This window comes from Microbacterium proteolyticum (genome assembly GCF_014192415.1).
Lineage (GTDB): Bacteria > Actinomycetota > Actinomycetes > Actinomycetales > Microbacteriaceae > Microbacterium > Microbacterium proteolyticum.
The window spans coordinates 1,376,303-1,400,526 of sequence record NZ_JACHXY010000001.1 but is presented as its reverse complement, the minus strand read 5'-3'; the positions used below and the strand labels follow the sequence as shown (position 1 = coordinate 1,400,526).

Sequence of the window (24,224 nt, the reverse complement as noted above, 5' to 3'; positions counted from 1 at the left end):
TACTGACAGGGCATCCCACGGCGCGGTGGCCCGCGCGTAACGTCGACCTCATGGACAACAGGGCCGAGGTGCGGGAGTTCCTCACCTCTCGTCGCGCGAAGCTCACCCCGGACGACGTGGGAATCCCCGGCGGCAGCAACCGGCGGGTGCCGGGCCTGCGCCGAAACGAAGTCGCGACGCTCGCCGGCGTGAGCATCGAGTACTACGCCAAGATCGAGCGCGGGCAGATCGCCGGCGCGTCCGAATCCGTGCTGCACGCGATCGCGCAGGCCCTGCAGCTCGACGACGCCGAACGCGAGCACCTGTTCGATCTGGCCCGCGCGGCGGGACAGACGCCGCCGAGATCGCGCCGCAAGCCGGGCACCCCGGCATCCGTCCGCTCCGGAATGGAGCTGATGCTCGACGCGATCACCGGTGGCGCGGCGATGGTGCGCAACGGTCGGATGGACATCCTCGCCGTCAACGCCCTCGGACGCGCGCTGCAGACGGAAGTGTTCGAGTCACCCGGCGACGGAAATCTCGCCCGGTACGCATTCCTCGATCCTCGCGCCCGCGACTTCCACCCGAACTGGGAGAAGGCGGCGGACATCACGGTCGGCATCCTCCGCACCGAGGCCGGGCGCGACCCCTACGACCGCGGCCTGCAAGATCTCGTCGGCGAACTCTGCACGCGCAGCGACGACTTCCGCGTCCGATGGGGTGCCCACAACGTGCGACAGCACGGCGCCGGGAACAAGCACTTCACGCACCCCATCGTCGGAGCGCTGGAGCTGAGTTACGAAGACATGCAATTCGTCCAGCACCCCGGACTCACGTTGCTCATCTACGTTCCGCAGACCGGTTCGGAGAGCGAGGAGCGGTTCCGACTGCTCGCCAGTTGGCAAGCGACGAACGATGTCGCGGCGTCCGCCACGCCGGGAATCGACGCATATACAGCACGGAGGAAGGACTGAGAATGCACACCCGCACACTGGGGCAGGGACTCGAGGTCTCGGCGGTCGGACTCGGCTGCATGGGCATGTCGCAGAGCTACGGGCCCAACCCCGGAAGCCGCGACGACATGATCGGCGTGCTGCGCGCTGCCGTCGACCGGGGAGTCTCGTTCTTCGACACCGCGGAGGTCTACGGCCCCTACGTCAACGAGGAGCTCGTCGGCGAGGCGCTCGAACCCGTCCGCGACCAGGTCACGATCGCGACGAAGTTCGGGTGGAACATTCAGGATGCCAAGAGCGTCGGGCTCGACAGCCGGCCGGAGCAGATCCGCGCCGTCGCAGACGCCTCGCTGAAACGACTGCGCACGGACGTGATCGACCTGTTCTATCAGCACCGTGTCGACCCCGACGTGCCGATCGAGGATGTCGCCGGCACCGTCGGAGAGCTGGTCGCCGAGGGCAAAGTGCGTCACTTCGGGCTGTCGGAGGCATCCGCCGCGACGATCCGACGCGCCCACGCGGTCTTCCCCGTGACCGCGCTGCAGAGCGAGTACTCGCTCTGGACCCGCGACCCGGAGGCGGAGGTGCTGCCCACGCTGGCCGAGCTCGGTATCGGGTTCGTGCCGTTCAGCCCGCTGGGCAAAGGGTTCCTCACGGGCACCGTCGATCAGACTACGTCGTTCGCCGACGGCGACGTGCGATCGACCATTCCCCGCTTCACGGAAGAGAATCGCGAAGCCAACCACGCCCTCGTGACGCGCATCGCCACGGTCGCCGAGACGCGACGAGCCACACCCGGGCAGGTCGCACTGGCCTGGCTGCTGGCTCAGCACCCGTGGATCGTCCCGATCCCCGGTACGCGACGCATCTCTCGCATCGAAGAGAACGCGGGGTCCACGGCGGTGGCACTGTCGGCCGATGACATTGCCGACCTCGACACCCTCGCTCAGAGCGTGGGCGTGCGCGGCGATCGCTACAACGCCGTGCACATGGGGTACGTGGGGCGCTGACGGACAGCTACATCCCCGGCGCCATATCCGCGAACCGCGAATAGTGCCCCTGGAACGCCACCGTGATCGTGTCGGTCGGGCCGTTACGGTGCTTCGCCACGATCAGATCCGCCTCGCCCGCGCGCGGCGAGTCCTTCTCGTACGCGGCCTCGCGGTGCAGCAGCACCACCATGTCGGCATCCTGCTCGATCGAGCCCGACTCACGCAGGTCGGAAAGCGCCGGCTTCTTGTCGGCGCGCTGCTCGGCGCCACGGTTCAGCTGCGACAGCGCGATGACGGGAACCTGCAGCTCCTTCGCCATCAGCTTCAGCGCACGCGAGAACTCGCTGACCTCCTGCTGGCGCGACTCCACGCGCTTACCACTCGTGAGCAGCTGCAGGTAGTCGATGACGACCATCTTCAGACCCTCGCGCTGCTTCAACCGGCGGCACTTCGCCCGGATCTCCACCAGCGTCATGTTCGGGCTGTCGTCGATGTAGAGCGGGGCGTCGTTGATGCGACCGCGCGTGGAGGCGACGGTGGTCCAGTCGCGCGAGTCGAGCGTTCCCTTGCGCATGCTCTGCAGCGGGATCGACCCCTCGGCGCTGAGGAGGCGCATGGCGATCTCGGAGCGGCCCATCTCGAGCGAGAAGAAGATGCACGGCGCGTTCGACTTGATCGCGGCGGCGCGGGCGAAGTCGAGCGCGAGCGTCGACTTACCCATGGCGGGGCGCGCGGCGAGCACGATCATCTGGCCCGGGTGCAGACCATTCGTGAGCTGGTCGAGACCGGCGAAGCCGGTGGGGATGCCGGTCATCGACCCGTCGCGACCGCGAGCGGCTTCGATCTCTTCGACCGCGGCATCCACCGCCATCGTCAGGGGGATGTAGTCATCGGCGCTGTCGTCGCCCGAGACGTTATAGATCTCGGCCTGGGCGCTGTTGACGAGATCGACCGGATCGCCCTCGCCGGCGTAGCCCATCTGCACGATGCGCGTGCCGGCCTCGACGAGGCGACGCAGCAGCGCGCGCTCGGCGACGATCGAGGCGTAGTAGCCCGCGTTGGCCGCGGTGGGCACGATCGAGGTGAGCGTGTGGAGGTAGTCCGCTCCCCCGGCTCGCTGCAGCTCGCCGGTCTTGATGAGCTCGTCGGTCACGGCGACGACGTCGGTCGGTTCACCGTGCGAATAGAGGGTGAGGATGGCCTCGAAGATCAGCTCGTGCTTCGGCACGTAGAAGTCGCCGCCGCGGAGCGTTTCGATGACATCGGCCACCGCATCTTTCGACAGCAGCATGCCGCCCAGCGCACTCTGCTCGGCGAGGATGTCGTGCGGGGGCGTGCGCTCGGGACGCGGCGCTTTTCCGAGACGCTCCTCGGCGATGTCAGCGATCGACACGGGCTCTCCTTCTGCTCTCGGGCCGCCCCTGCGCCCCCCTCACGCGCGCGCGAAGGATGCGATGGCGAGAGGTGGAACGACCTCGGGAGCATCTGATCACTGACGTCCGACATCGACGCGCGCGGCAGTGTGACAGGGATGCCCGAGGGGCTGCCCCCACGGTAGATACCACCCTCGACACACGCAAATGTGCCTGTGGATAACTCTGTGGAGAGTGTGCGGGAAACGCCGCAGTCTCTGTGCACAACTCCTGTGGACAAGTCGGTGGATGACTGTGGATTTAGCGCTGCATGTACCGTCTCACCTGGGATTTGTTTGTCCACAGGTTGTGTGGGGAAATCCCGGTTGAAGTAGGCCTTGAAGGTTGCTCGACTTGACAAATGCATGTGTACAACTCGGGGGATAACTCGGCGTCGGTCTACTGACGCACGGCATCCGATGTCAAATCTCCCGACACCTGGGCGTGTCGCCGCGCCACCATCTCGTTACGTAAGCACTACTGGTGGTTCACCCGCCCTCTTTCGCCCGCGTGGATCCAGGCGTATCGTCGCCGACCTGGAGTCACCGACGATTCACCTTGGGGGGCGAATCATGGATGCCACGCTGAGGACGGGGATGCCGCGCACTCTGCGCGTGTTCCTGCTCGGTGTGCTCGTGTCCGTCGCCATCGCCGTGCTCTCGCTCTTCGCCACCTCGACGTCGGCCTCCGCGGACGACTCCGGGTCGGGTCTGCTGGGGGCCGTCGGATCGACGGTGAACGGCGTGACCGACACCGCCGGAGACGTCGTGGAACCGGTTGCGACCGCCGTTGTGGAGCCGGTCGCGAAAACCGTCTCGGAGCCGGCGGCCAGCGACGCCGCGGATCCGGTCGCTCGAACGGCGGAACCCGTCACCCGGGCAGTCGAGCCGGTCGTCGAGACCGTGGAGCCGGTCAAAAAGGCCGTCGAACCCGTCGTCTCCGAGGTGGTTCGACCCGTCGCGACCGCCGTCGTCGAACCGGTGGCCACCGCCGTCATCGAGCCGGTTGCCGACGACGTCGTCACGCCGGTCGCCAGCCTCGTCGCCGACACGGTCGAACCCGTCACCGAGGCCGTCACGGCCCCCGTGGCGCAGCTCGTCTCCCCCGTGGCCGGAGTCGTCACCGACACGGCCCCTGCCCTCGTGGACACCGCTGACACGCTCGTACGCGGCACGGTCGGCACCGTGGCAGGCGTCGTTACCGACGTAGCTTCCTCGGGCGTCGTGGGCGCGATCGTCGACCCGGTCGTCGACACGACCGAATCCCTCCCCATCCTCGGTCCCATCGTCGAGCAGACCGGCCTGGGTGGCATCGTCACCGGCGTGGCCGGGGCTGTCGACGAAACGCTCCCGGTCGTCGTCGGTACGGCGCCCGAGATCGCCCCGGTCGTCCCGTCGCTCCCCGGCGACGGAGGCGAGGTGCCCTCCCCTGCACCCGGCGTCACGGCTCGTCCCGTGACGCCGCCGGCGGAACCCTCGGACATCCCGGCGCCGGCCGTACCGGAGGCTCTCGAGACGGTGACGGCTCCCCCGGGCCCCGCCGTTTCGGCCGCGGCCGCAACGACACGCGTGGCGACGTCGGTTGCGCAGGTCGCGCGCTATTTCGAGGCTGTGGCCCCGGCATCCGCCCCCTCCTCCACCGACGCACCCGCCACCCCTCTGGGCTCCCAAGACGCCGCTCCCGCAGCGCTTGGGGTCAGCACCGGCGCCGGATCCTCGGCATCCGCAGGTTCGGGAGCGGTAGGAACCACCGCCGCCACCGCCGATCACGGCGCGCTCTCGTTCGCGCTGACACTTCTCGCTCGCGGGGGCGACGTCGACGACGACCTCCCCGGCATCCCCGTCTACGACACCGACGCTTCTCCTGACTGAGGCCGGTCGCGCCGTGCTCTGCACGGCAGACGACCCCGCGCGTTCGCGCACCCTCACTCATCTACAGGAGAAATTCTCATGCGCAAATTCTACTCGCGTGCCCTCTGGGGCGCGCTCGTCGGGAGCGGCTTGGCCGTTCTCGGATGCGGCATCGCGAATGCCGCAGACACCTCGGGAGCAGGCGGACTACTCTCGGGCGACCAGGCCCTCGTCTCGGTCGACCTGCCCGTCACCGTCGGCGGCAATGCCGTCTCGGTGATCGGCGACAGCCACACCTCGGATGCCACCACGACCGGTGGATCGTCCGACTCGGGCGACAGCGGCTCCGGGCACGGTGGTTCCGGGCACGGTGGCTCCGGCCACGACGGTGGCGGCTCCAGCTCGGGTGGCTCCGGCCACGACGGCGGCGGTTCCCGCTCGGGTGGCGACGTGACCACTGACGGGTCGGACAGCCTGCTCGGCGGCAACCAGGGCATCGTGTCGGTCGAGGTTCCCGTCACCGTCGGCGGCAACGCCATCTCGGTGATCGGCGACAGCACCACCTCGGATGCCACCACCACGGGCGGATCGTCCGGCTCGGGCTCCAGCGGCGATGTGCAGACCGACGGATCCGACAGCCTGCTTGGCGGCAACCAAGCCGTCGTGCCGGTTGCGGTGCCCGTCACCATCGGTGGCAACGCCGTCTCGGTGATCGGCGACAGCACCACCTCGGATACCACCACCACGGGCGGCACGAGCGGCATAGGCCACCCGAGCACCGGCCACCCCAGCACGGGGCACTCCGGCACCGGCCACTCGGGCTCCGGTGGAGGCGGCGACGTCACGACCGACGGCACCGAGAGCCTGCTCGGCGGCAACCAGCTCGTCACCCCGATCTCGCTGCCCGTCACCATCGGTGGCAACGCGGTCTCGGTGATCGGCGACAGCACGTCGAAGGATGCCACCACCACCGGCGGCACGAGCGGCTCCGGCGCGGGCGGCGACGTCACCACCGACGGCACCGACAGCCTGCTCGGCGGCAACCAGCTCGTCACCCCGGTATCGCTGCCCGTCACCATCGGCGGAAACGCCGTCTCGGTGATCGGCGACAGCTCCACCGAAGGCGCCACCACCACGGGCGGCACCACCGGCGCGGGCATCGGCGACGTGACCACGGACGGAAGCGACAGCATCCTCGGCGGCAACCAGGCGATCCTGCCGATCTCCGTTCCCGTCACCATCGGCGGCAACGCCGTCTCGGTGATCGGCGACAGCACCTCGAAGGATGCCACCACCACTGGCGGCACCTCGGGCGGCCTGCTGGGCGGTATCTCGACCGACGGGAGCGACAGCATCCTCGGCGGCAACCAGCTGATCGTTCCGATCAGCCTGCCCGTCACGATCGGCGGCAACGCCGTGTCGGTGATCGGTGACAGCACAACGGTCGGTTCGAACACCGGAACGCCGGGTACCCCGGGGACGCCTGGTCACCCGGGGACGCCGGGGACGCCTGGCAACCCCGGGACGCCCGGCAATCCCGGCACTCCGGGAACACCCGGGACTCCCGGCAACCCTGGAACGCCCGGCATCCCCGGAACACCTGGCACCCCCGGAACACCCGGAACACCCGGAAATCCCGGCACCCCGGGAACACCCGGGACTCCCGGTAACCCCGGCAACCCGGGAACACCTGGCAACCCCGGAACGCCCGGCACATCCGGAACACCCGGAAACCCCGGCACCCCCGGCACCCCCGGCAAAACCACGCCGGTGACGGGCTCCATCGCGTCGGTCTCGGCGACGTCGTACTCGGCCGCGGCTCCCGTCGCGTCGGGCACGGCCACGGCCACCGGCAAGACGCTCGCCGTCACGGGAGCTGATGGGTCGGCCGCCGCCGGCCTCGGGCTGGCGGGCTTGCTGGCACTCCTCCTGGGAGGCGCGCTGCTGCTGCGTCGTCACCGCGCGACCGCCTGACGCACAGACCCCGGGGAGGGGGTGACCCCTCCCCGGCAGGCGACACCGGATGCCGGCTATTGGGGGCGGCATCCGGTGTCGTGGCGCGCCCGCGAGCTACAGGGCGCCGCCCCGGCGTTCGCGCTCGAGGAAAGCGATGGTGTCGGGGTTCTGCGGAGCGTCGAGGATCTGCGCGGGCGTGCCCTGCTCGACGATGCGTCCGCCCTTCATGAAGACGATCCGGTCGGCCACCTCGCGCGCGAACGACATCTCGTGCGTCGCCATGAGCATGGTCGACCCGCGGGCGCGCAGCACCCGCACCAAGTCGAGCACCTCGCCGACGAGCTGCGGGTCCAGCGCCGACGTGATCTCGTCGAGCAGCAGCAGCTCGGGGTCGGTCATCACCGCGCGCACGATCGCAACGCGCTGCTGCTGGCCGCCCGACAGTCGGTCGGGGAACTCGCGTGCCTTGACCCCGAGGCCGAGCTGCTCGAGCAGTTCGGTCCCGCGGGCGTAGGCGTCGGCTTTCGGCATCCGGTGCACTTTGCGCGCGGCGAGCGTGACGTTGTCGATCACGCGCAGGTGCGGGAAGAGGTTGAAGTGCTGGGAGACGACGCCGATACGAGCCCGAGCGGCATCCTGGTCGACCGTGGGATCGGTCAGGTCGTCGCCGTTCAGCAGGACCTGGCCGTCGTCGACACGCTCGATGAGGTTGATGGTGCGCAGCAGCGTCGACTTGCCAGACCCCGAGGCGCCGATGAGCACGACGACCTCGTGCTGGTCGATCGCGAGGTCGATGCCGTCGAGCACGACGTGATCGCCGAAGGCCTTGCGCACGCCGCGGACGTCGAGCACGCTCACACGACCCCGCCCATCTGCTCGCGCTTCGCCAGCCGCGCCGAGACGTAGTCGGTGAGCCGGATCATCGGGAGCGCCATGGCCACGAACAGCAGTGCCGCGACGATGTACGGCGTGAAGTTGTAGTACTCGGCCGCAGCGATCTGCGCCGCACGCACGGCATCCACCGCTCCGAGAACCGAGATGAGCCCCACGTCCTTCTGCATCGACACGAAGTCGTTCATCAGCGCCGGTACGACCTTGCGCACGCCCTGCGGGATGACGACGATGCGCAGCGTCTGCCCGTGAGTGAGGCCCATCGAACGGGCGGCGATCCGCTGCGAGGGATGCACCGCCTCCATTCCCGCGCGGAGCACCTCGGCGATGTAAGCCGAGTAGGTCAGCACGATCGCGATGGTTCCCCACAGCACCACCGGCACCCGGCCGAAGACACCCAGGGCGGGCAGGCCGAAGCCCACGAGGTACAGCACGATCAGCAGCGGGATGCCGCGGAACAGATCGGTGTACACCGTGGCCAGGGCGCGCAGTGGGAAGAAGACGGGACCCCGCAGCGAGCGCAGCACCGCGAGCGTCGTGCCGAGGATGGCAACCGCGAACGCGGCGACGAACAGCACCTGGATGTTCAGCCACAGCCCGACGAGGATCGACGGGAAGCTCGCGATCGCGATGTCGACGTCGAAGAAGCTGCGGCGTACGTCCTCCCAGCCGGGGCTGGAGAGGACCGCCCACCCCACCACGACGACGAACACGACGGAGCTGACGAACGCGATCAGCACCGATTTCGTCGACTGCCGACGCCGCTCGAGGCGACGACCGAGTTCGAGCTCGCTCGGACGCCACTCGGCCTCGAGGGGGGTGGATGCCACGACTGCTACTTCAGAACGGGAGCGGCGGCCGTGCCGCCGAGCCACGTCTGCTGCAGTTCGTCGAGCGTGCCGTCCGCCCGGAGGGCATCGACCGCCTCGCTGACGGGCGCAGTCAGCTCCGAGCCCTTGGGGAGCACGAAGGCGAGCTCGTCACCGCCGGCGGAGGAATCGGGCAGCTGGCCCACGACCTTGCCGTCATCGAGCACGGCACCGGCGAGGTAGAACGCGGTGGGGAGGTCGACGATGATCGCATCGACCTGGCCCGCCTGGAGAGCGGCGACGGCATCGTCGTTGGAGTTGTAGACGCTGAGGTTGGCGGTGCCGAGCTGGTCTTCGGCGACCTGGTAACTGGTCGTGGCGCTCATGACGCCGACGGGGATGCCCTTGAGCTCGTCGACGGTGGTGGCGGACACGGCCGGCGACGATCCCGTCGTCACGACGGCCTGCGTGGTCGTGTAATACGGCGACGAGAAGTCGACGGCGTTCTTGCGCTCGTCGGTGATGGAGAACTGCTGCACGTTGAGGTCCCAATCCTTCGAACCCGGTGCAATGGCGCTGTCGAAGGTGGAGCGAACCCACACGACGTCGTCCTTCGAGAAGCCGAGCTGCGTGGCCACGGCGTCGGCCACGGCCGCTTCGAAGCCCTCCCCGGAGGCGGGGTCGTCGTTCTCGACCCAGGGCGAGAACGCGGGTTGACCCGTAGCGATGGTGAGCTTGCCGGCCGTGACGGTCTGCAGAGCGCCCTCGGACGCGGGGGCGGCACCGGCGTCGGAGCCCGTCGGGGCGAAAGCGCAGGCGGTGAGCGAGACGACCGTGACGGCGGCCACGGCGGTCAGGGCGGCGGCGCGGCGCAGGCGTGCGATAGCGGTCACGGTGTCTCCTTGTGGACGTATCGGGGGCATCCCCGGAGTGCTGTGTGGAGCAAATGGTACCTACTCGGCGAGGCTCCGGCCGTCTGCGGAGAAACCCGGCGACACAGGGATGGACGTTGCGCAGGGGGTGGCGGAGCCCTCCGCGGCCTCTCTGAGCCCCTCGATCGGCTCCCGCCTCCCTTCACGCACGGGTCCGGGGCGATTCCCTGGGTTCGGGCGTGGTCTGCGCGCCTCCCCCGACTACGGGGCGTGCCATATGCACCGGGGCGGGCAACGGACGCCCAAGTGCACATCCGAGGCCCCACAGCACGGCGAGCCGCACAGGATCCCCGCGACAGTGCGTAGCGGCGCCTCCCCGCGCCGTCCCCCCCTCCCCCGGTTCGGGGCGCGATCCGCGCATCGGGGCGCGCAATACCCGCCCCAACACACAAACTCCGCCCCGAACCGTGGCACGAAGCGCCGCAACGCCCACCAGCGGAGACGCGGAACGGCCCCGCCCTGCCGAAGCAGGAACGGGGCCGTTCTCGAGAGTGCTGCGAATTACTTCGCGGCGACCACCTGGAGGGTGATCACGGCGGTGACGTCGTCACGCAGGCGAACGGTCGCCTCGTGCTCGCCGACCGACTTGATCGAGGAGGTGATCTGGATCTTGCGCTTGTCGAGCTCGCCGAGACCGGCGGCCTTGACGGCGTCGGCGACATCGGCGGTCTTGACCGAACCGAAGAGGCGACCCTCGTTGCCGGCCTTGACGGCCAGCTTGACGGTGTTCGACTCGAGCGAGTTCTTCAGGGCCACGGCGTCTTCGTGGTCGTGGATCGCGCGGGACTCGCGGGCCGCGCGGATCGACGCGACCTGCTTCTCGCCACCGCGGCTCCAGGCCACGGCGAAGCCCTGCGGGATGAGGTAGTTGCGGGCGTACCCGCTCTTGACCTCGACAACGTCACCGGCGCTACCGAGCCCGGTGACCTCATTCGTGAGAATCAGCTTTGCCATCGGGTGCTCCTTAGCGGCCGGCGCCGGCGTAGGGCAGGAGAGCCATCTCGCGCGCGTTCTTGATGGCGCGGGCGATCAGGCGCTGCTCCTGCACGGAGACACCGGTGATACGACGGGCGCGGATCTTCCCGCGCTCCGAGATGAACTTGCGGAGGGTTGCGACGTCCTTGTAGTCGATGACGCCGACGCGGATCGCCTTCGCGGGGGCTGCGTTCTTTGCGCCCTTCCGCGGCTTGCGGCGGTCGCCAGTGGCCTTGCCAGCCATGCTTCCTTCTTTCGTATGGTTCGGATGCCGAGGCGGTCACGCGGACCGGGGCATGGCATCCGGAATTTCAGGGGTCGTCGCGCCGTGAGGCGCAGCGAAGATCAGAACGGGGTGTCGTCTCCGTAGGAACCGGGAGTGCTCCACGCGTCTGCGCCGCCGTTGTTGCCGCCGCCGTTGTTCGAGCCGGGGGTCGACCACGGCTCGTCGTTCGACTGCTGCACCTGCGGGCGCTGACCGCCACCGCCGCCACCCCCGCCGCCGGAAGCGGCACGGGTGACCTGTGCGGTCGCGTAGCGGAGCGAGGGGCCGATCTCATCGACTTCGAGTTCGATGGAGGTGCGGTTGTTTCCCTCACGGTCCTGGTACGAACGCTGCTTGAGGCGACCGGTCGCGATGACACGGCTGCCCTTCGTCAGCGAACCGGCGACGTGCTCGGCGAACTCGCGCCACACCGAGGCGCGCAGGAAGAGCGCCTCGCCGTCCTTCCACTCGTTCGCCTGACGGTCGAACGTGCGGGGGGTCGACGCGATCGTGAAGTTCGCCACCGGCAGACCGTTCTGCGTGTAACGCAGCTCGGGGTCGGCGGTGAGGTTGCCCACGACGGTGATGACGGTTTCGCCGGCCATCGTCGTTACTTCGCAGCCTTCTCGGCGGACTCGACCTTGCGGGGAGCGGCGGCCTTGCGGGCAGCCTTCTCCTCGGAGCGCTTGGCCTCGGCGGCGACCTGAGCGATCGCTTCTTCGGCGCGCAGGACCTTGGTGCGCATGATCTGCTCGTTCAGCTTCAGCTGACGGTCGAGCTCGTTCGTGGCCTCGCTGGTCGCGACGAAGTTGACGACGGCGTAGATGCCCTCGTTCTTCTTGCGGATCTCGTAGGCGAGACGACGGCGGCCCCAGATGTCGACCTTGTCGATGGTTCCTCCATCGGCCGTGATGACCTTGAGGAATCCGTCGAGCTTCGGAGCGACCTGGCGCTCGTCGACCTCGGGATCGAAGATGACCATGAGTTCGTACTGGTGCGTCACTAACCCACCTCCTTCGGACTAGAACGGCTGACGGGCATTTCCCGGCAGCAGGAGGGTGTGGTGCACGTCATCACGGGCTTACACGCGCATGGGCGTCACCGGACAACCTTCGTAGTCTAACGGATGCCGTGGGTGCGGCGGAATCGCGGGGCGTCGCGGTCGTGCGCACCACCACCGAGAAACGCGATTCGCCGGAGGAAACGCCTCGTCACAGCGTTCCTCGCACAACGCAGCGTTTCTCGCACAGGGCGGCGTTTCTCAGCGACCGCCAGCGCCGGCGCCCGGCCGGGACGGCGCGGGAACGCCTGCGCACTCCCCTCCCCCGATGTCGGACGCTCCCGATACGGTCGAAGTGGGGAGGCGATACATGACGACACTCGCGCAACTCGACACGACACCGCTGACCGAGCCCGTCGACAAGAAAGCGGTCACCGCGTTCACCGCCGAGCTCCGGGCACGCGGCGCTCTACGGGGTCGCACCCTGTCGATCGTCGTCCTGGCGATCATCGGGGTGGCGTTCGCGCTCGTGGTCGTGCCGATCTTCTTCTCGCTGATCGTCTCGATCGTCTCCGAGAGCAGCGGCAATGCCGTCGTCGCCCTACCCTTCCTCGTGATCGCCGCCATCGTGGCGGTCGTGGCCGTCGCGGTCATCCGCGGCTTCGGCGGCACGGCCGTCCGTCGCTACCGGCTCGACCGCTTCGCGCGCGCGAACGACATGACGTGGCATCCGGGATACACGAATCCCCCGCTTCCGGGCATGATCTTCGGCATCGGCAACGACCGGGGCACGCACGACCTCTTGCGACGGGAAGCGCCGCGATTCATCGAGGTCGCCAACTACAGCTACGAAACCGGCTCGGGCAAGAACAAGCAGACCCACCGGTGGGGTTATGCCGCGCTGCGCCTCGACACTCCACTCCCCCACATCGTGCTGGATGCCGTGGGAAACAACGGCCTGTTCGGCGGCTCCAATCTGCCGGTCAGCTTCGGGCGTGGGCAACGACTGAGCCTCGAGGGCGACTTCGACCAGCACTTCGCGCTGTACTGCCCCGAAGGGTACGAGCGTGACGCCCTCTACCTGTTCACGCCCGATGTCATGGCCCGTTTCATCGACAACGCCGCGCAGCTCGACGTCGAGATCGTCGACGAATGGCTGTTCCTCTACTCCCGGCGCGACCTGTCGACGCTCGACCCCGCGACCTGGCAGTGGGTGATGTCGACCGTGGGCGCGCTCGACGACAAGCTCGCGCAGTGGGCGCGGTGGCGAGACGAGCGCCTGGCCGCAGCCCCGACCGCAGGCGCGGTGGCATCCGGAGTGCCGGGGGCGTCGACCGAACCGGCGGCCCTGCTCACCCCTCCCCCGGTCGGCGTCGCGGCGCCCGGGCGACGCCTGCGACGAGGCTTCTCCTGGGTGACCGTGCTGATCGCCGTGGCGATCGGCGCGTGGTGGCTCCTCACCATCGTGTTCGACGTGCTGGCGTCCTGACCGCCGGCACGGGGCAGCGCATCGAACTCGCCTCTGCCGAAGCGACGCGTCAGTGCGCCGACCACCCGCCGTCCATCGTGTAGCTCGCGCCGGTGACCATTGCGGCATCCGGTCCTGCCAGCCACAGCGCCAGGGACGCGACCTCGGTCGGCTCGACGAGGCGCTTGATCGCGGCATCCTGCAGCAGGATCGTCTCGAGCACCTCGTCCTCGGCGATTCCGTGGGCGCGGGCCTGGTCGGCGATCTGCTTCTCGACCAGCGGCGAGCGCACGTATCCCGGGTCGATGCACACGCTCGTGACGCCGTGCGGGCCGCCCTCGAGCGCCGTCGTCTTCGAGAGACCCTCGAGGCCGTGCTTCGCGGTGACATACGCCGACTTGAACGCCGACGCGCGGATGCCGTGCACGCTCGAGACGTTCAACACCCGCCCGAAGCCGCGCTCGTACATGCCCGGCAGCGCCGCTCGGATGAGGAGGAACGGCGCCTCGAGCATGAGCCGGAGCATGAACGAGAAACGCTCGGGGTCGAACTGCTCGATGGGGCTGACGTGCTGGATGCCGGCGTTGTTGACGAGGATGTCCACGTCGAGGCTGAGCTCGCGAAGCGCCGCCGTGTCGGACAGATCGACGACCCACGGGCGCCCGCCGATGTCCGCGGCCACGCGCTCGGCGCCCTCGGCGTTCAGGTCGGCGACGGTGACCTCGGCCCCGGCGCCCGCGAACGCCCGCGCGATGGCCTCGCCGATGCCGCTCGCTCCCCCGGTGACGAGGGCACGACGGCCGGTCAGGTCGGTGCTCATGCGGATCCCTTCGCTCCCACGCGTTCGGCGGTACGGGCCGCGTCGGCGGCGTCGATGTCGCGCAGCGAGATTCCGCGCGTTTCCTTCAACGACAGCACGGCGATCGAGGTGACGATGCACGCCGCGACGATGTAGAGCGCGATCGGCAGCCACGAGCCGAAGTCGCGCAGCCACTGCGTCGCGAGGATCGGGGCGAGGGATCCCGCGAGGATCGCCGTCACCTGGGCGCCGAGCGAGACGCCCGAGTAGCGCATGCGCGTGGGGAACAGCTCGGCCATGACGGCGGGCTGCGGGGCGTACATGCCGGCGTGGAACACCAGGCCGATCGTCACGGCGAGCACGATCATCACGGGGTTGAGCGTGTCGAACATCGGGAAGGCGAAGAAAGCCCAGGTCGCACTGAGGATCGCGCCCGCGAGGTACACCGGGCGGCGTCCGACCCGGTCGGCGAGCCGGCCGAGCGGCGGGATCACGGCGAAGTGCACGACGTGGGCGATGAGCAGCGCGAGCAGCAGCTGACTGGTGTCGTAGGAGTGCACGACCTTCAGGTACACGATCGAGAAGCTGACGACGATGTAGTAGACGATGTTCTCCGCGAAGCGCACGCCCATCGCCTGCACGACGCCCTTGGGATAGCGACGCAGCACCTCGACGACACCGAACGAGGTCGCCTTCTCCTGCTCGACCTGTGCCTTGGCCTCGAGGAAGATCGGCGCTTCCTCGACGTGGCGGCGGATCCAGAAGCCGACGAGCACGATCACCGCGGAGAGCCAGAAGGCGATGCGCCAGCCCCAGTCGAGGAACGCGGCGGGGCTGAGGACGAACGACGTGATCAGCAGCACGAGGGTGGCCAGCAGGTTGCCGACGGGCACAGCGGCCTGCGGCCAGCTCGACCAGAACGCGCGGCGACGGTCGGGGCTCTGCTCGGCGACGAGCAGCACGGCGCCGCCCCACTCCCCTCCGACGGCGAAGCCCTGGATGAAGCGCAGGGCGACCAGCATCGCGGGGGCCCAGTAGCCGACCGAGGCGAAGCCGGGGAGGCAGCCCATCAGGAACGTCGCGGCACCGACGATGATGATCGTCGCCTGCAGCGTCGGCTTGCGGCCGAACCGGTCGCCGATCTGGCCGAACACGATCCCACCCAGCGGACGCGCGACGAAGCCGACCGCGTAGGTGACGAAGGCGGCGATGATGCCGTCGAGCTGAGAGCCCGACGACGGGAAGAAGAACGTGCCGAACACGAGGCTGGCAGCGGTGGCGTAGAGGAAGAACTCGTACCACTCCACGACCGTGCCGGCCATGGAGGCGGCGACGACCCGGCGGATCCGATTCGTAGGGGGTTCGGCACTCTGACGTGCGCGGGTGGGGGAATCCATGACGCTCCTTCGGTGTCGGCGGTGACATCCGCATGCCAGTTTCGGTGGGTGCACGCCCTGCGGCAATGCCCAGTTGCACGACGCCGGTGTGCAGAATTGCAGAATGGATGCCGATACCGTCCGCGCCGACGACCTGCTCATGCTCCTGGCGGTGGCGCGCACCGGCCGGTACACCTCCGCCGCGCAGCTGCGCGGGGTGGACCACACCACGGTCGCGCGCCGCATCGGCGCTCTGGAACAGGCGCTGGGCGGCCGGGTGGTGGCGCAGTCCGGGCGCGGGTGGGAGCTCACCGCCCTCGGCCGGCACGCCGCCGAGACGGCCGGTCGCATCGAAGCGGCCATGTCGCAGCTCGCAGCCGGGGGAGAGGAGCCCGATCCGGTGTCCGGCGTCGTCCGCATGTCGGCGACCGACGGCTTCAGCGCCTTCCTCGCCGCCCCCGCGATCGCGCGTCTGCGCGAGCGGCATCCTGATCTGTCCGTCGAGATCGTCGCCGCCCAACGGCGCGCCTCTCTGCACCGGCCGGGGCTCGACCTCGAGGTGGTGGTGGGCCAACCGCAGACTACGCGGGGGTCGAGCGTCGAGCTCGGGTCGTACACGCTCGGCATGTACGCCTCCCGCGCGTACCTGTCGACGCACGGAAGCCCCCGAGACCTGGAGGAGTTGCAGCGCCACCGCCTCGTCTACTTCGTCGATGCGATGCTGCAGGTGGAGGCCCTCGACCTGCCGCGTCGCGTCGTTCCGCGGATGCGCGACGGGGTGACCTCGACGAACGTCCTCGTGCAGGTCGAGGCCACCCGCGCCGGCGCCGGAATCGGGATGCTGCCCTGTTTCGCCGCAGACCGCCACGACGATCTCGTGCGGCTGCTGCCGGAGGTCGTCAACGAACGGTTGCCGTACTGGATGGTCGTGCGCGCCGACTCGCTGCGCATCCCCGCGGTGGTCGCGCTGGCGGAGGCCCTGCGCGAGCAGACGGCGCGATCGCAGGCGATGCTCGACGGTGTGTGACGCGGGCCTCGGTCGGCTCACCACCCGCTCTGCGCCGACGCCGCGTGGTGCGGTGGCTTCGACAGGCTCAGCCATCGGGGCACCGGCCCGGAGGCCGTCACGGGTGATGACGTCTAGTCGAGCTCGCGCGTGAGCGAGATGGTCTCGCTGACCGTCCCTGTGGCGCCCTGAACCGTGAGGGTGAACACCTGGTCGGCGTCGCTGCAGGCGAAGACAAGGCCGGAGAAGCCGGCTGAGCTGAGGTCGACCTCGGCGGCGGGCTGCGCTGACGCATCCGAGGTTCCGACGCCGATCCACGCGCGCTCGGCGCTCTCGCTGGTCCACGAGAACGTCAGCGGCAGCGTGCTGGCGCGGTCGTCGGGACAGGCGGCGACCGCCGGTTCGACGGAGAAAGCAGAGATGACCGGGCCGTCCGTCGGGATCGACAGGGGAGTGGATGCCGCAGGCGCGGGCGTCGGCGCCGCTTCGGCCGCGGGAGGCGTCGAGGCCGTCGAGACCGTACCCGCAGACGTCGGCTGCGCCTCCGGTGCGGTCGAACCCGTCGCGGTCACCGCCCAGATGGCCAGGGCGATGCCGCCGAGGACGAGGACCGTACCCACGGCGAGCACCGCGCGGCGGGGAGGACGGGGGGATGCCGGGTCGGAGGCCGTGGCATCCGGTGTCTGCGAGGGGTCTTCGGGGTGGGTCATGGGTGGAGCTCCGGAGTCAGGGACTCCGGGGAGGGGCGGGCGCCCCTCCCCGGAGCGGGGTCAGCGCGTCGAGGTCTTCGAGCGCGCCCGGCCGATCACGACCAGCCCGACACCGACCATGCCGGCGGCGAGCGCGAGCCAGCCCAGCGATGACACGTCGGCGGCGCCGGTCTGCGCGAGCGGTCCCGACCCGGTGCCGGGGACCGGCGTCGCCGAGGCGGTGGGAGCGAGCGTCGGTCCGGGTGCGGACGTCGGCTCGGCCGTGGGCTCGTCGGTCGGCTCGGGGCTGGGCTCAGCCGTCGGCACCGCGGTCGGCTCCGGAGTCGGGGCGACCGTGGGCTCGGGCGTCGGCTCCGGGGTGGGTGCCACGGTCGGCGTCGGCGTGGGCGTCGGTTCGACGACCACGGGCTCATCCGCGGCCCAGAACACCGCGCGCGCGATGTCGCTGAAGGCGCCGACCGGGTGCGCGCGGAACGTGGGCGACGTGCCGAACACGAAGGCGCGCGTTCCGGACGGACCCGTGAGCGAGACCGCGGACGCCTGGCCCGCGGCATCCTGGATCGACTGACCGGGAGTGCTGCGCCAGTGACCCGCCACGAACGTGTGGTCCGCCGCGTAACGCTGCTCGACGGTCACACCGGGCGCGGGGTTGGGGAACCAGGCGAACGGATACCCGAACGCCGTGCCCTGCGTGCCCTGCAGCACACTCTCGAACGGCGTATCGACGATGGCGATGCCGTTGGACCCTCGGGTTCCCGTCACCGCGGTCAGCGGAGCGACGTACGCGCTCACGAAGGCGGCGCCGCCGGCACCACGCCCGACCACGGGCTTGCCGGCCGCGATGAACGCCGTCACCCGGTCGACCCCCGCCTGCTGTTCAGGCGTGAAACTGAGTCCGGTTCCGACGTAGAGGAGATCGATCGTCGACAGGTCCACCTCACCCGTGGCCAGTGTCGCGGCGGTGACCGGCACCAGTCCCGTGAAGCCGACCTTGGTGAGGGCGTCGCGGTCGCCGGCGTCGCCGACGTAGCCGATGCGCACGCTATCCAACTCGATGCTGCCCTCGGCCGGGCTCCCGCCGCTCAGGCGGAAGTCCACTCCGAACGTCGCCGCGGCCTCCTCGAGCAGCACGCGCGTCGCCGCGTCACCGCTGACCTCGATGAAGCCGTTGGACCGCTGGGTCAGCGCGACCCCCTCGGCCAGGAGTGCATTGACGGCCTGCCAGTCGGCGACGCCCCGCGGCTGGAAGCTGAGGGTGCCCGAACCGGTCGACACGAATCCGGTGAGCGGGGCCTCGGTGACCGGCTCGACCGCGGTAGTCGGCGCCGGGTCGGTGGTCTCGCCGATTCGCGTGACCTGCGCACCCCACAGCAGCGAGAGACTCCACGCCGAGATGTCGTACATGTCGGGCACGCGGTCCGAGATGTCGGAGCCGTCGGCCAGGAGCACATTCGCGAGGCCGCGCAGCGGCTGATGCATGTCGACGTAGAACGATCCCTCCGGGTAATCGTTTCCGTCCAAGCGCGCCGGGGCGGTGAGGCGATCGACGCGGATGCCGTTGACGAGCAGCTGCTGCACGAGCGTCTGCGCGTCGGAGTCCGAACGCTGCCCGGGGCCCACGGGAATGACGTATGCGCGCGGGAAGTCGGCGTTGTAGATGTCGGTCTCGTCCCAGATATCGGTCCACTCCGCGGGCACGCCCGGGGCGAGGTCCTCGGGTGCGACGTCGGCGGGGATCTCGCGGCTGGGCTCGCCGGCCTCGCCGCGACGGAAGATCTCGATCTGGTTGTCGAGCAGCGCGTCGCTGTGCTCGTCGACGTAGTCCACGACGGTGTCGATGACGACCTCCGCGACCTCGATGTTCACCTTCGCGCGAGCGGGCTGGTCGCCCGAACGCCCGAGCGGCAGCTCGACGGTGTTGGTGATGGCGCCCTGGTACGCCACGTACTGGGGAGCGAAGATCGGGGGCCAGTCGTCCCAGCCCGACCGCTGGTCGCGGTAGGGGATGTTGATGAAGCCGGTGTTGGTCTCGGTCACGCCGGCGGTCGCCGGGTCGTAGTAGGTGTTACCGGGGATGTTGGCCGCGGTCACGGCATCCTCGATCTCCAACGCCGTGGCGTAGGCGTGCGGCACGAAGAGGTCGTACTCGTAGTTCTCACCGTGCGGGGGGCCGCAGGGCTCGACCTGCAGCACGTCCGTGTAGCCGTGCAGGTCGATGAAGTACGTCGGCTGGATGACGCTCGCCAGGTCGCGCACGATGGATGCCTCGGCCGTGGCGCCCGTGATGAAGTCGCGGTTCGGGTCGTAGCCGTTCGCCGTTCCGCGCTGTCCGAGGGCGCGGCCGTCGGGGTTGTTGGTCACCGTGAAGTACACGCGGTGATCGTCGAGCATCTCGGTCGTGGCCGGGTCGCTGGAGGTGGCGAGGTCCTCGATGTAGTTGAGGGTCGCGTCGGTGCCCTCCCACTCGTTGCCGTGGATGTTGCCGTTGAACCACATCGGCACCTTGTACTCGCTCTGCAGCGTCGCATCCGCGGCGGCGGCCGTCGGGTCGGCCTTGACGAGGTCGCGCCAGTCGGACTGCTGCGCCGTCTGCCTGGTGGTCTCGGGGGTCGTGACGGTCACGAGGTAGATGTCGCGACCTTGCGCCGAGGTGCCGACGACCTGCGCCGAGACGCGGTCGCTGGTGTCCATGAGCGTGTTCAGGAAGGGCGCGATCTGGTCGTACGGGCGCACGCCGCGAGCGATCGACGCGTCTTCGGGGAGGTCCGGGAACACCTTCAGCTCGGGCTGGACGGGATAGCTGGTCGGCATGTCGATCAGCGGCGACACAGGTCGCACCACGCTCAGCGAAGGGGGAACCATCGCGGCCGAAGCCGGGAGGGCGGCGAACACGGTGGTCGCGGCGAAGCCGCAGACGACAGTGCCCGCGAGGATGCGTCTCTGCACGGGGTCTCCATGGGGGGTTGCGACCGCGCGATGTGGGGCACTTCGCGCGGCAGGGGGGGACGGTCCGGTGAGCCGAACCTGACAGAAATCTATGGATGCCGTGTTACGCCGCTGTGACAGACCCCGGTCGTCGTGTTACCGCCGCCACAGAGCGCATCGTTCCGCGCGCGACGTGACCGCGAGTGTCGGGGCCGACGCCACACCCCCGCAGACCCGGAAAGATGGATGCCATGACCTCCCCCCAGCGTGTGCGTTTCGGCTATTGGACCCCGATCTTCGGTGGGTGGCTGCGCAACGTCGACGATGAGCAGACCCCCGTCTCGTTCGCCCACATCGCCGAGATCGCCCGCGCCGCGGAGGAGGGCGGGTTCGACCTGACGCTCATTCCCGAGCTGAACCTCAACGACATCAAGGGCGTCGAAGCGCCGTCCCTCGACGCCTGGGCGGTGACCGCGGCGCTCGCGGCCGTGACGTCGTCGCTCGAACTGATGACCGCTGTGCGTCCCGGTTTCCACAGCCCGTTCCACACCGCCAAGCAGGCCGCGACCATCGACGAGATCAGCGGTGGCCGCTTCACCCTCAACGTGGTCTCGGCGTGGTGGGCAGAAGAAGCGAAGCAGTACGACGGCCTCTTCAGTGCTCATGACGACCGCTACGCACGCACCATCGAGTGGGTCGAGGTGCTGCGCGGGCTGTGGTCCGAGACGCCGTTCGCGTACGAGGGCGACTACTACCGCACGGAGGGCACGTTCACCGAACCGAAGCCCCGCGTCATCCCGCGCCTGTACGCCGGCGGCGAGAGCGAGGCCGGACGCACGGCGATCACCCGCTTCGCCGACGCGTACCTGACCCACGGCGGCACGCTCGAAGAGCTGTCCGCGAAGGTCTCCGACATGCGGAGCCGGCGCGTTTCGTCTGGCGGGAAGCCGTTCGAGGCGTTCGGCATGGCCGCGTACGCCGTGGTGCGCGACACCGAGGCCGAGGCGCAGGCCGAGATCGAGCGGATCACCGATGTGCGCGGGGGAGCGGCGTACGGTTCGTACCAGGACTTCGTGAGCAAGTCGAAGCTCGACACCCCGGTCGACCTCAAGGAGTACTCGGTCTCGAACCGCGGCCTGCGGCCTAACCTCGTCGGCACGCCCGACCAGGTCGCCGAGCGGATCGTGGAGTTCGCCAACGTCGGCGTCTCGACGCTGCTGCTGCAGTTCTCGCCGCACCTGCCCGAGATGCAGCGCTTCGCCGCCGAGGTGATCCCGCGCGTGCGGCGCCTGGAGGCGTCACGCGACGCGTGAACCCGCCCCGCCACCACCCCCGCTTGAGTGTCCAAGACACGCCGCGTCGCGGCCGCGCGCACGGCGTGTCCTGGACACTCACCTAAGCCCGCGGCCCTGCGCCCGCGGCCCGGCACCCGCCGCCCGGCACCCGCGCCGCGGACCGCCACACGCGCCGCGGTCACGCGACATGCGGACCCGGACGCCGCGCACAAACCTGTTGAGTGTCCGGAACACGCCGCAGAGACCCGACACGCACGGCGTGTCCTGGACACTCAACCAAGCCCGCGGCCCTGCGCACGCGCCGCGGACCGCTGGGCTACACCGCCGCGCGGAGCGCCTGATCGAGGTCGGCGATCAAGTCTTCGGCATCCTCGAGTCCGATCGACAGGCGCACGAGCCCATCGCTGATGCCCAGGCGGTCGCGCGTCTCTTGCGTGAAGCCGATATGCGTCGTGGTGGCGGGGTGCAGCGCCATAGAGCGCGTGTCGCCGATGTTCGTCATGCGGCTGAACAGGCGCAGGGCGTCGAAGAACCGCTCGGCACCGTCGCGTCCCCCGCGCACGGTGAACGAGAACACCGAGCCCGAGAGCCCGCCGTAGTCACGGACGGCGAGGTGGTGCTGCGGATGCGAGGGGAGCCCCGCGTAGTCGACGCTCTCGACGGCGTCGTGCTGGTCGAGCCACTCGGCAACGGTGCGAGCGCTCGCCAGGTGTTGCCGCATGCGCACCGACAGAGTCTCCATGCCCTGCTGCAGCAGAAAGCCGTTGAGCGGCGACAGCGCCGGCCCGGTGTCGTTGGCGATGCCGAAACGCAGTGACAGCTCGAACGCGCGCGGCCCGAACGCCTCGACGAGCGAGCTGTGCGTCGCGATCGGGGTGTCGGTGATCGCGGGGTAGGAGCGATCGGATGCCACCCAGTCGAACGTTCCGCCGTCGACCACCGCCCCGGCGAGGTTGGCCCCGTGCCCCGAGAGGAACTTGGTGGCCGAATGCACGACGATGTCGGCGCCCTGCTCGATGGGACGGATGAGGAAGGGCGTTGCGATGGTGTTGTCGACCACCAGCGGGATCTCGTGGCGTTTCGCGATGCGGGCGACCGCGGCGATGTCGACGATGTCGTTCTTCGGGTTTGGAAGCGTCTCGGTGAAGATCGCCTTCGTCTCGGGGCGGATGAGGGAGTCCCACTCGGCCTCGTCGGTCGGATCCCAGACGTATTCGACGGTCACGCCCATGCGGGCGAAGGTGCGGTCGAACAGCACGCGCGTGCCGCTGTAGATGCTCGCGGTGGAGACGATGTGCTCACCGGAGCCGGCCAGTGCCAGGAGCGAAACCGTGATGGCCGCCTGGCCGGAGCCCACGACGATCGCGCCCGAACCGCCCTCGAGCGAGGCGAGGCGACGTTCGGCGACCTGGTTGGTCGGGTTGGCATTGCGAGAGTAGAGGTGCCCGAGGTCGGCGCCGGCGAAACGATCGGTCGCCTCCTGGAACGACGCGAACCGGTAGGCCGCCGAGAGATGCACGGGCGTGATGCGCGAACCGTGGGTGAGGTCTTCTTGTTCGCCGGCGTGCACCTGCCGCGTGGCGAAGCCGAAGCCGTCCCACTCGCTGTGCGGTGTCGACGGCTCAGCCACGGACGCCGACCACTTCGCGCGGCAGCAGCGTTCCGAGCCAGCGCGCGATCTCACGCGGTCCCGATCGCGGAGCGGATGCCTCGACGTCGGGGTTGTAGTTGGTGTTCGTGTTGACGTCGTACGTCACCGTGCGACCGTCGAGCGTCTCGATGAACTCGATGCCCGCGATACCCACGCCCTCGGCCGCGAGGAACGCGAGGTACCGGTCGATCAGCGTCGGGTCGACGTCGTCGCGCAGCCGGAACATCGGCTCGGGCTCGACACCGTCGGCATCCGGGATCGCACACGCCTCGGCGGGGCAGAGCTCGAAGCTGCCGGCGCTGGTGTCGACGCGCACGGCGTAGACGAACTCGCCCGCGACGAACTCGGCCCGGGTGATGAACGGCGTCCGGGCGACGAGCAGTTCTTGCAGCAGTGTGATGCCGTCGGGGGAGTGCTCGAAGTCGGGTCCGGCGACCCACGCTGTGAAGTCGTCGATGGAGTCCCACCGCCGCACGCCCAGGCCCTTGCCGCCCTGGTTGTGCTTGCTGATGAACGGCGCGCCGAAGCGCTCGGCGGCCGCCGCGAGATCATCGGTGCCGAAGACGGCCACCGTGCGGGGGACCTCGATACCCGCGTGTCGCAGCGCCGCGTGCTGGGCGACCTTGCTCACCTCGAGCTCGAGGACGTCGGCACCGTTGATGACCGTGCGGCCCCATGACGCGAGCCAGCGGAGGACAGCGCGGCCGAACTCCTTGCTGTGCGCGTGGTCCCGCGTGTGCGCTGACGCGCTCAGTCGCGACCAGAAGACGCCGTCCGGCGGTTCGACCGCGAGGTCGATCGAACCGTCGGTGAGCAGCCACTCTTCGAACGGCACCCCCTCGGCTTCGAACGCGGCCGCGAACGGCGGGATCCACTGGGGATTCTCGTGGATGACATAGACCTTGCCCGACATTCCGCCAGGCTAACGCGACCCTCCGACATCACGCCGACCCGCTCGTCACGCGGGGTCACCGGCGCGC

The 24,224-nt window shown here is 69.5% G+C and carries 21 protein-coding genes; 7 read left to right on the top strand and 14 right to left on the bottom strand.

The window, feature by feature from the left end; all coding sequences use genetic code 11:
• The first annotated feature begins 50 nt into the window (after positions 1-50).
• Both FHS07_RS06395 and FHS07_RS06390 read left to right on the top strand, forming a co-directional pair.
• Positions 51-953, top strand: coding sequence for a helix-turn-helix transcriptional regulator (locus FHS07_RS06395; protein ID WP_183418991.1), 903 nt, complete (start codon positions 51-53; stop codon positions 951-953).
• Between the two features lie 2 nt (positions 954-955).
• Positions 956-1,942: an aldo/keto reductase gene (locus tag FHS07_RS06390; RefSeq protein WP_183418990.1), complete on the top strand. Its 987-nt coding sequence runs from the start codon at positions 956-958 to the stop codon at positions 1,940-1,942.
• Between the two features lie 7 nt (positions 1,943-1,949).
• Here FHS07_RS06390 and dnaB read toward each other — a convergent pair whose 3' ends face one another.
• Positions 1,950-3,317 carry a replicative DNA helicase gene (dnaB, locus tag FHS07_RS06385; protein ID WP_055952596.1) on the bottom strand — a complete coding sequence of 456 codons (1,368 nt, stop codon included), beginning with the start codon at positions 3,315-3,317 and terminating at the stop codon, positions 1,950-1,952.
• Between the two features lie 591 nt (positions 3,318-3,908).
• Here dnaB and FHS07_RS06380 point away from each other — a divergent pair.
• Positions 3,909-5,207, top strand: a complete 1,299-nt coding sequence (locus FHS07_RS06380) for a hypothetical protein (protein ID WP_183418989.1) — start codon at positions 3,909-3,911, stop codon at positions 5,205-5,207.
• A gap of 78 nt (positions 5,208-5,285) precedes the next feature.
• A complete protein-coding gene (locus tag FHS07_RS16655; protein ID WP_183418988.1) occupies positions 5,286-7,160 on the top strand; it encodes a chaplin family protein in 1,875 nt (624 codons plus the stop codon).
• A 96-nt stretch (positions 7,161-7,256) separates the two neighbouring features.
• On the opposite strand, the gene FHS07_RS06370 is transcribed toward FHS07_RS16655, so the two are convergent.
• The 7 genes from FHS07_RS06370 to rpsF all read right to left on the bottom strand — a co-directional run bounded on the left by FHS07_RS06370 (position 7,257) and on the right by rpsF (position 12,017).
• Positions 7,257-8,000: an ATP-binding cassette domain-containing protein gene (locus tag FHS07_RS06370; protein ID WP_183418987.1), complete on the bottom strand. Its 744-nt coding sequence runs from the start codon at positions 7,998-8,000 to the stop codon at positions 7,257-7,259.
• A complete protein-coding gene (locus tag FHS07_RS06365) occupies positions 7,997-8,863 on the bottom strand; it encodes an ABC transporter permease subunit (RefSeq protein WP_183418986.1) in 867 nt (288 codons plus the stop codon). The genes FHS07_RS06370 and FHS07_RS06365 overlap by 4 nt, the downstream gene beginning before the upstream one ends.
• A gap of 5 nt (positions 8,864-8,868) precedes the next feature.
• A complete protein-coding gene (locus tag FHS07_RS06360) occupies positions 8,869-9,735 on the bottom strand; it encodes an ABC transporter substrate-binding protein (RefSeq protein ID WP_343054622.1) in 867 nt (288 codons plus the stop codon).
• Between the two features lie 540 nt (positions 9,736-10,275).
• Positions 10,276-10,728, bottom strand: coding sequence for a 50S ribosomal protein L9 (gene rplI / locus FHS07_RS06355; RefSeq protein WP_055952614.1), 453 nt, complete (start codon positions 10,726-10,728; stop codon positions 10,276-10,278).
• A gap of 10 nt (positions 10,729-10,738) precedes the next feature.
• Positions 10,739-10,993, bottom strand: a complete 255-nt coding sequence (gene rpsR, locus FHS07_RS06350; protein ID WP_013584646.1) for a 30S ribosomal protein S18 — start codon at positions 10,991-10,993, stop codon at positions 10,739-10,741.
• A 101-nt stretch (positions 10,994-11,094) separates the two neighbouring features.
• On the bottom strand, positions 11,095-11,619 hold the full coding sequence (locus FHS07_RS06345; RefSeq protein WP_183418984.1) for a single-stranded DNA-binding protein: 525 nt from the start codon (positions 11,617-11,619) through the stop codon (positions 11,095-11,097).
• A 5-nt stretch (positions 11,620-11,624) separates the two neighbouring features.
• Positions 11,625-12,017, bottom strand: a complete 393-nt coding sequence (rpsF, locus tag FHS07_RS06340; RefSeq protein ID WP_013584644.1) for a 30S ribosomal protein S6 — start codon at positions 12,015-12,017, stop codon at positions 11,625-11,627.
• 367 nt (positions 12,018-12,384) lie between these two features.
• On the opposite strand from rpsF, the gene FHS07_RS06335 reads away from it, so the two are divergent.
• On the top strand, positions 12,385-13,503 hold the full coding sequence (locus FHS07_RS06335) for a hypothetical protein (protein WP_183418983.1): 1,119 nt from the start codon (positions 12,385-12,387) through the stop codon (positions 13,501-13,503).
• A gap of 49 nt (positions 13,504-13,552) precedes the next feature.
• On the opposite strand, the gene FHS07_RS06330 is transcribed toward FHS07_RS06335, so the two are convergent.
• Positions 13,553-14,302, bottom strand: a complete 750-nt coding sequence (locus tag FHS07_RS06330) for a 3-hydroxybutyrate dehydrogenase (protein WP_183418982.1) — start codon at positions 14,300-14,302, stop codon at positions 13,553-13,555.
• The gene (locus FHS07_RS06325; protein WP_183418981.1) at positions 14,299-15,678 is read right to left on the bottom strand and encodes an MFS transporter; all 1,380 of its coding nucleotides are present in this window, start codon (positions 15,676-15,678) and stop codon (positions 14,299-14,301) included. The genes FHS07_RS06330 and FHS07_RS06325 overlap by 4 nt, the downstream gene beginning before the upstream one ends.
• A gap of 103 nt (positions 15,679-15,781) precedes the next feature.
• Here FHS07_RS06325 and FHS07_RS06320 point away from each other — a divergent pair, with 103 nt between their 5' ends.
• Positions 15,782-16,684 (top strand): LysR family transcriptional regulator, encoded by a 903-nt coding sequence (locus FHS07_RS06320; RefSeq protein WP_183418980.1) that lies wholly within the window; start codon positions 15,782-15,784, stop codon positions 16,682-16,684.
• Positions 16,685-16,797: 113 nt separating this feature from the next.
• Here FHS07_RS06320 and FHS07_RS06315 read toward each other — a convergent pair whose 3' ends face one another.
• Complete coding sequence (locus FHS07_RS06315) at positions 16,798-17,373, bottom strand: hypothetical protein (RefSeq protein WP_183418979.1); 576 nt, start codon at positions 17,371-17,373, stop codon at positions 16,798-16,800.
• A gap of 60 nt (positions 17,374-17,433) precedes the next feature.
• Entirely contained in the window at positions 17,434-20,319 is a 2,886-nt protein-coding gene (locus FHS07_RS06310; protein WP_183418978.1) for a M14 family zinc carboxypeptidase, read from the bottom strand.
• A gap of 230 nt (positions 20,320-20,549) precedes the next feature.
• Between FHS07_RS06310 and FHS07_RS06305 the strand changes: the two genes are divergently transcribed.
• Complete coding sequence (locus FHS07_RS06305; protein ID WP_221189137.1) at positions 20,550-21,611, top strand: LLM class flavin-dependent oxidoreductase; 1,062 nt, start codon at positions 20,550-20,552, stop codon at positions 21,609-21,611.
• A gap of 298 nt (positions 21,612-21,909) precedes the next feature.
• Here FHS07_RS06305 and FHS07_RS06300 read toward each other — a convergent pair whose 3' ends face one another.
• On the bottom strand, positions 21,910-23,223 hold the full coding sequence (locus tag FHS07_RS06300) for a PLP-dependent transferase (RefSeq protein ID WP_183418977.1): 1,314 nt from the start codon (positions 23,221-23,223) through the stop codon (positions 21,910-21,912).
• Positions 23,216-24,157 carry an ATP-grasp domain-containing protein gene (locus FHS07_RS06295; RefSeq protein ID WP_183418976.1) on the bottom strand — a complete coding sequence of 314 codons (942 nt, stop codon included), beginning with the start codon at positions 24,155-24,157 and terminating at the stop codon, positions 23,216-23,218. The genes FHS07_RS06300 and FHS07_RS06295 overlap by 8 nt, the downstream gene beginning before the upstream one ends.
• Positions 24,158-24,224 lie beyond the last annotated feature (67 nt).

Coding starts and splice junctions, on each gene's coding strand:
- FHS07_RS06345 (WP_183418984.1), bottom strand. CDS start 11,619: ATGGCCGGCGAAACCGTCATCACCGTCGTGGGCAACCTCACCGCCGAC.
- FHS07_RS06295 (WP_183418976.1), bottom strand. CDS start 24,157: ATGTCGGGCAAGGTCTATGTCATCCACGAGAATCCCCAGTGGATCCCG.
- FHS07_RS06335 (WP_183418983.1), top strand. CDS start 12,385: ATGACGACACTCGCGCAACTCGACACGACACCGCTGACCGAGCCCGTC.
- FHS07_RS06305 (WP_221189137.1), top strand. CDS start 20,550: ATGACCTCCCCCCAGCGTGTGCGTTTCGGCTATTGGACCCCGATCTTC.
- FHS07_RS06315 (WP_183418979.1), bottom strand. CDS start 17,373: ATGACCCACCCCGAAGACCCCTCGCAGACACCGGATGCCACGGCCTCC.
- rplI (WP_055952614.1), bottom strand. CDS start 10,728: ATGGCAAAGCTGATTCTCACGAATGAGGTCACCGGGCTCGGTAGCGCC.
- FHS07_RS06380 (WP_183418989.1), top strand. CDS start 3,909: ATGGATGCCACGCTGAGGACGGGGATGCCGCGCACTCTGCGCGTGTTC.
- FHS07_RS06325 (WP_183418981.1), bottom strand. CDS start 15,678: ATGGATTCCCCCACCCGCGCACGTCAGAGTGCCGAACCCCCTACGAAT.
- FHS07_RS16655 (WP_183418988.1), top strand. CDS start 5,286: ATGCGCAAATTCTACTCGCGTGCCCTCTGGGGCGCGCTCGTCGGGAGC.
- FHS07_RS06320 (WP_183418980.1), top strand. CDS start 15,782: ATGGATGCCGATACCGTCCGCGCCGACGACCTGCTCATGCTCCTGGCG.
- FHS07_RS06330 (WP_183418982.1), bottom strand. CDS start 14,302: ATGAGCACCGACCTGACCGGCCGTCGTGCCCTCGTCACCGGGGGAGCG.
- rpsR (WP_013584646.1), bottom strand. CDS start 10,993: ATGGCTGGCAAGGCCACTGGCGACCGCCGCAAGCCGCGGAAGGGCGCA.
- FHS07_RS06395 (WP_183418991.1), top strand. CDS start 51: ATGGACAACAGGGCCGAGGTGCGGGAGTTCCTCACCTCTCGTCGCGCG.
- FHS07_RS06390 (WP_183418990.1), top strand. CDS start 956: ATGCACACCCGCACACTGGGGCAGGGACTCGAGGTCTCGGCGGTCGGA.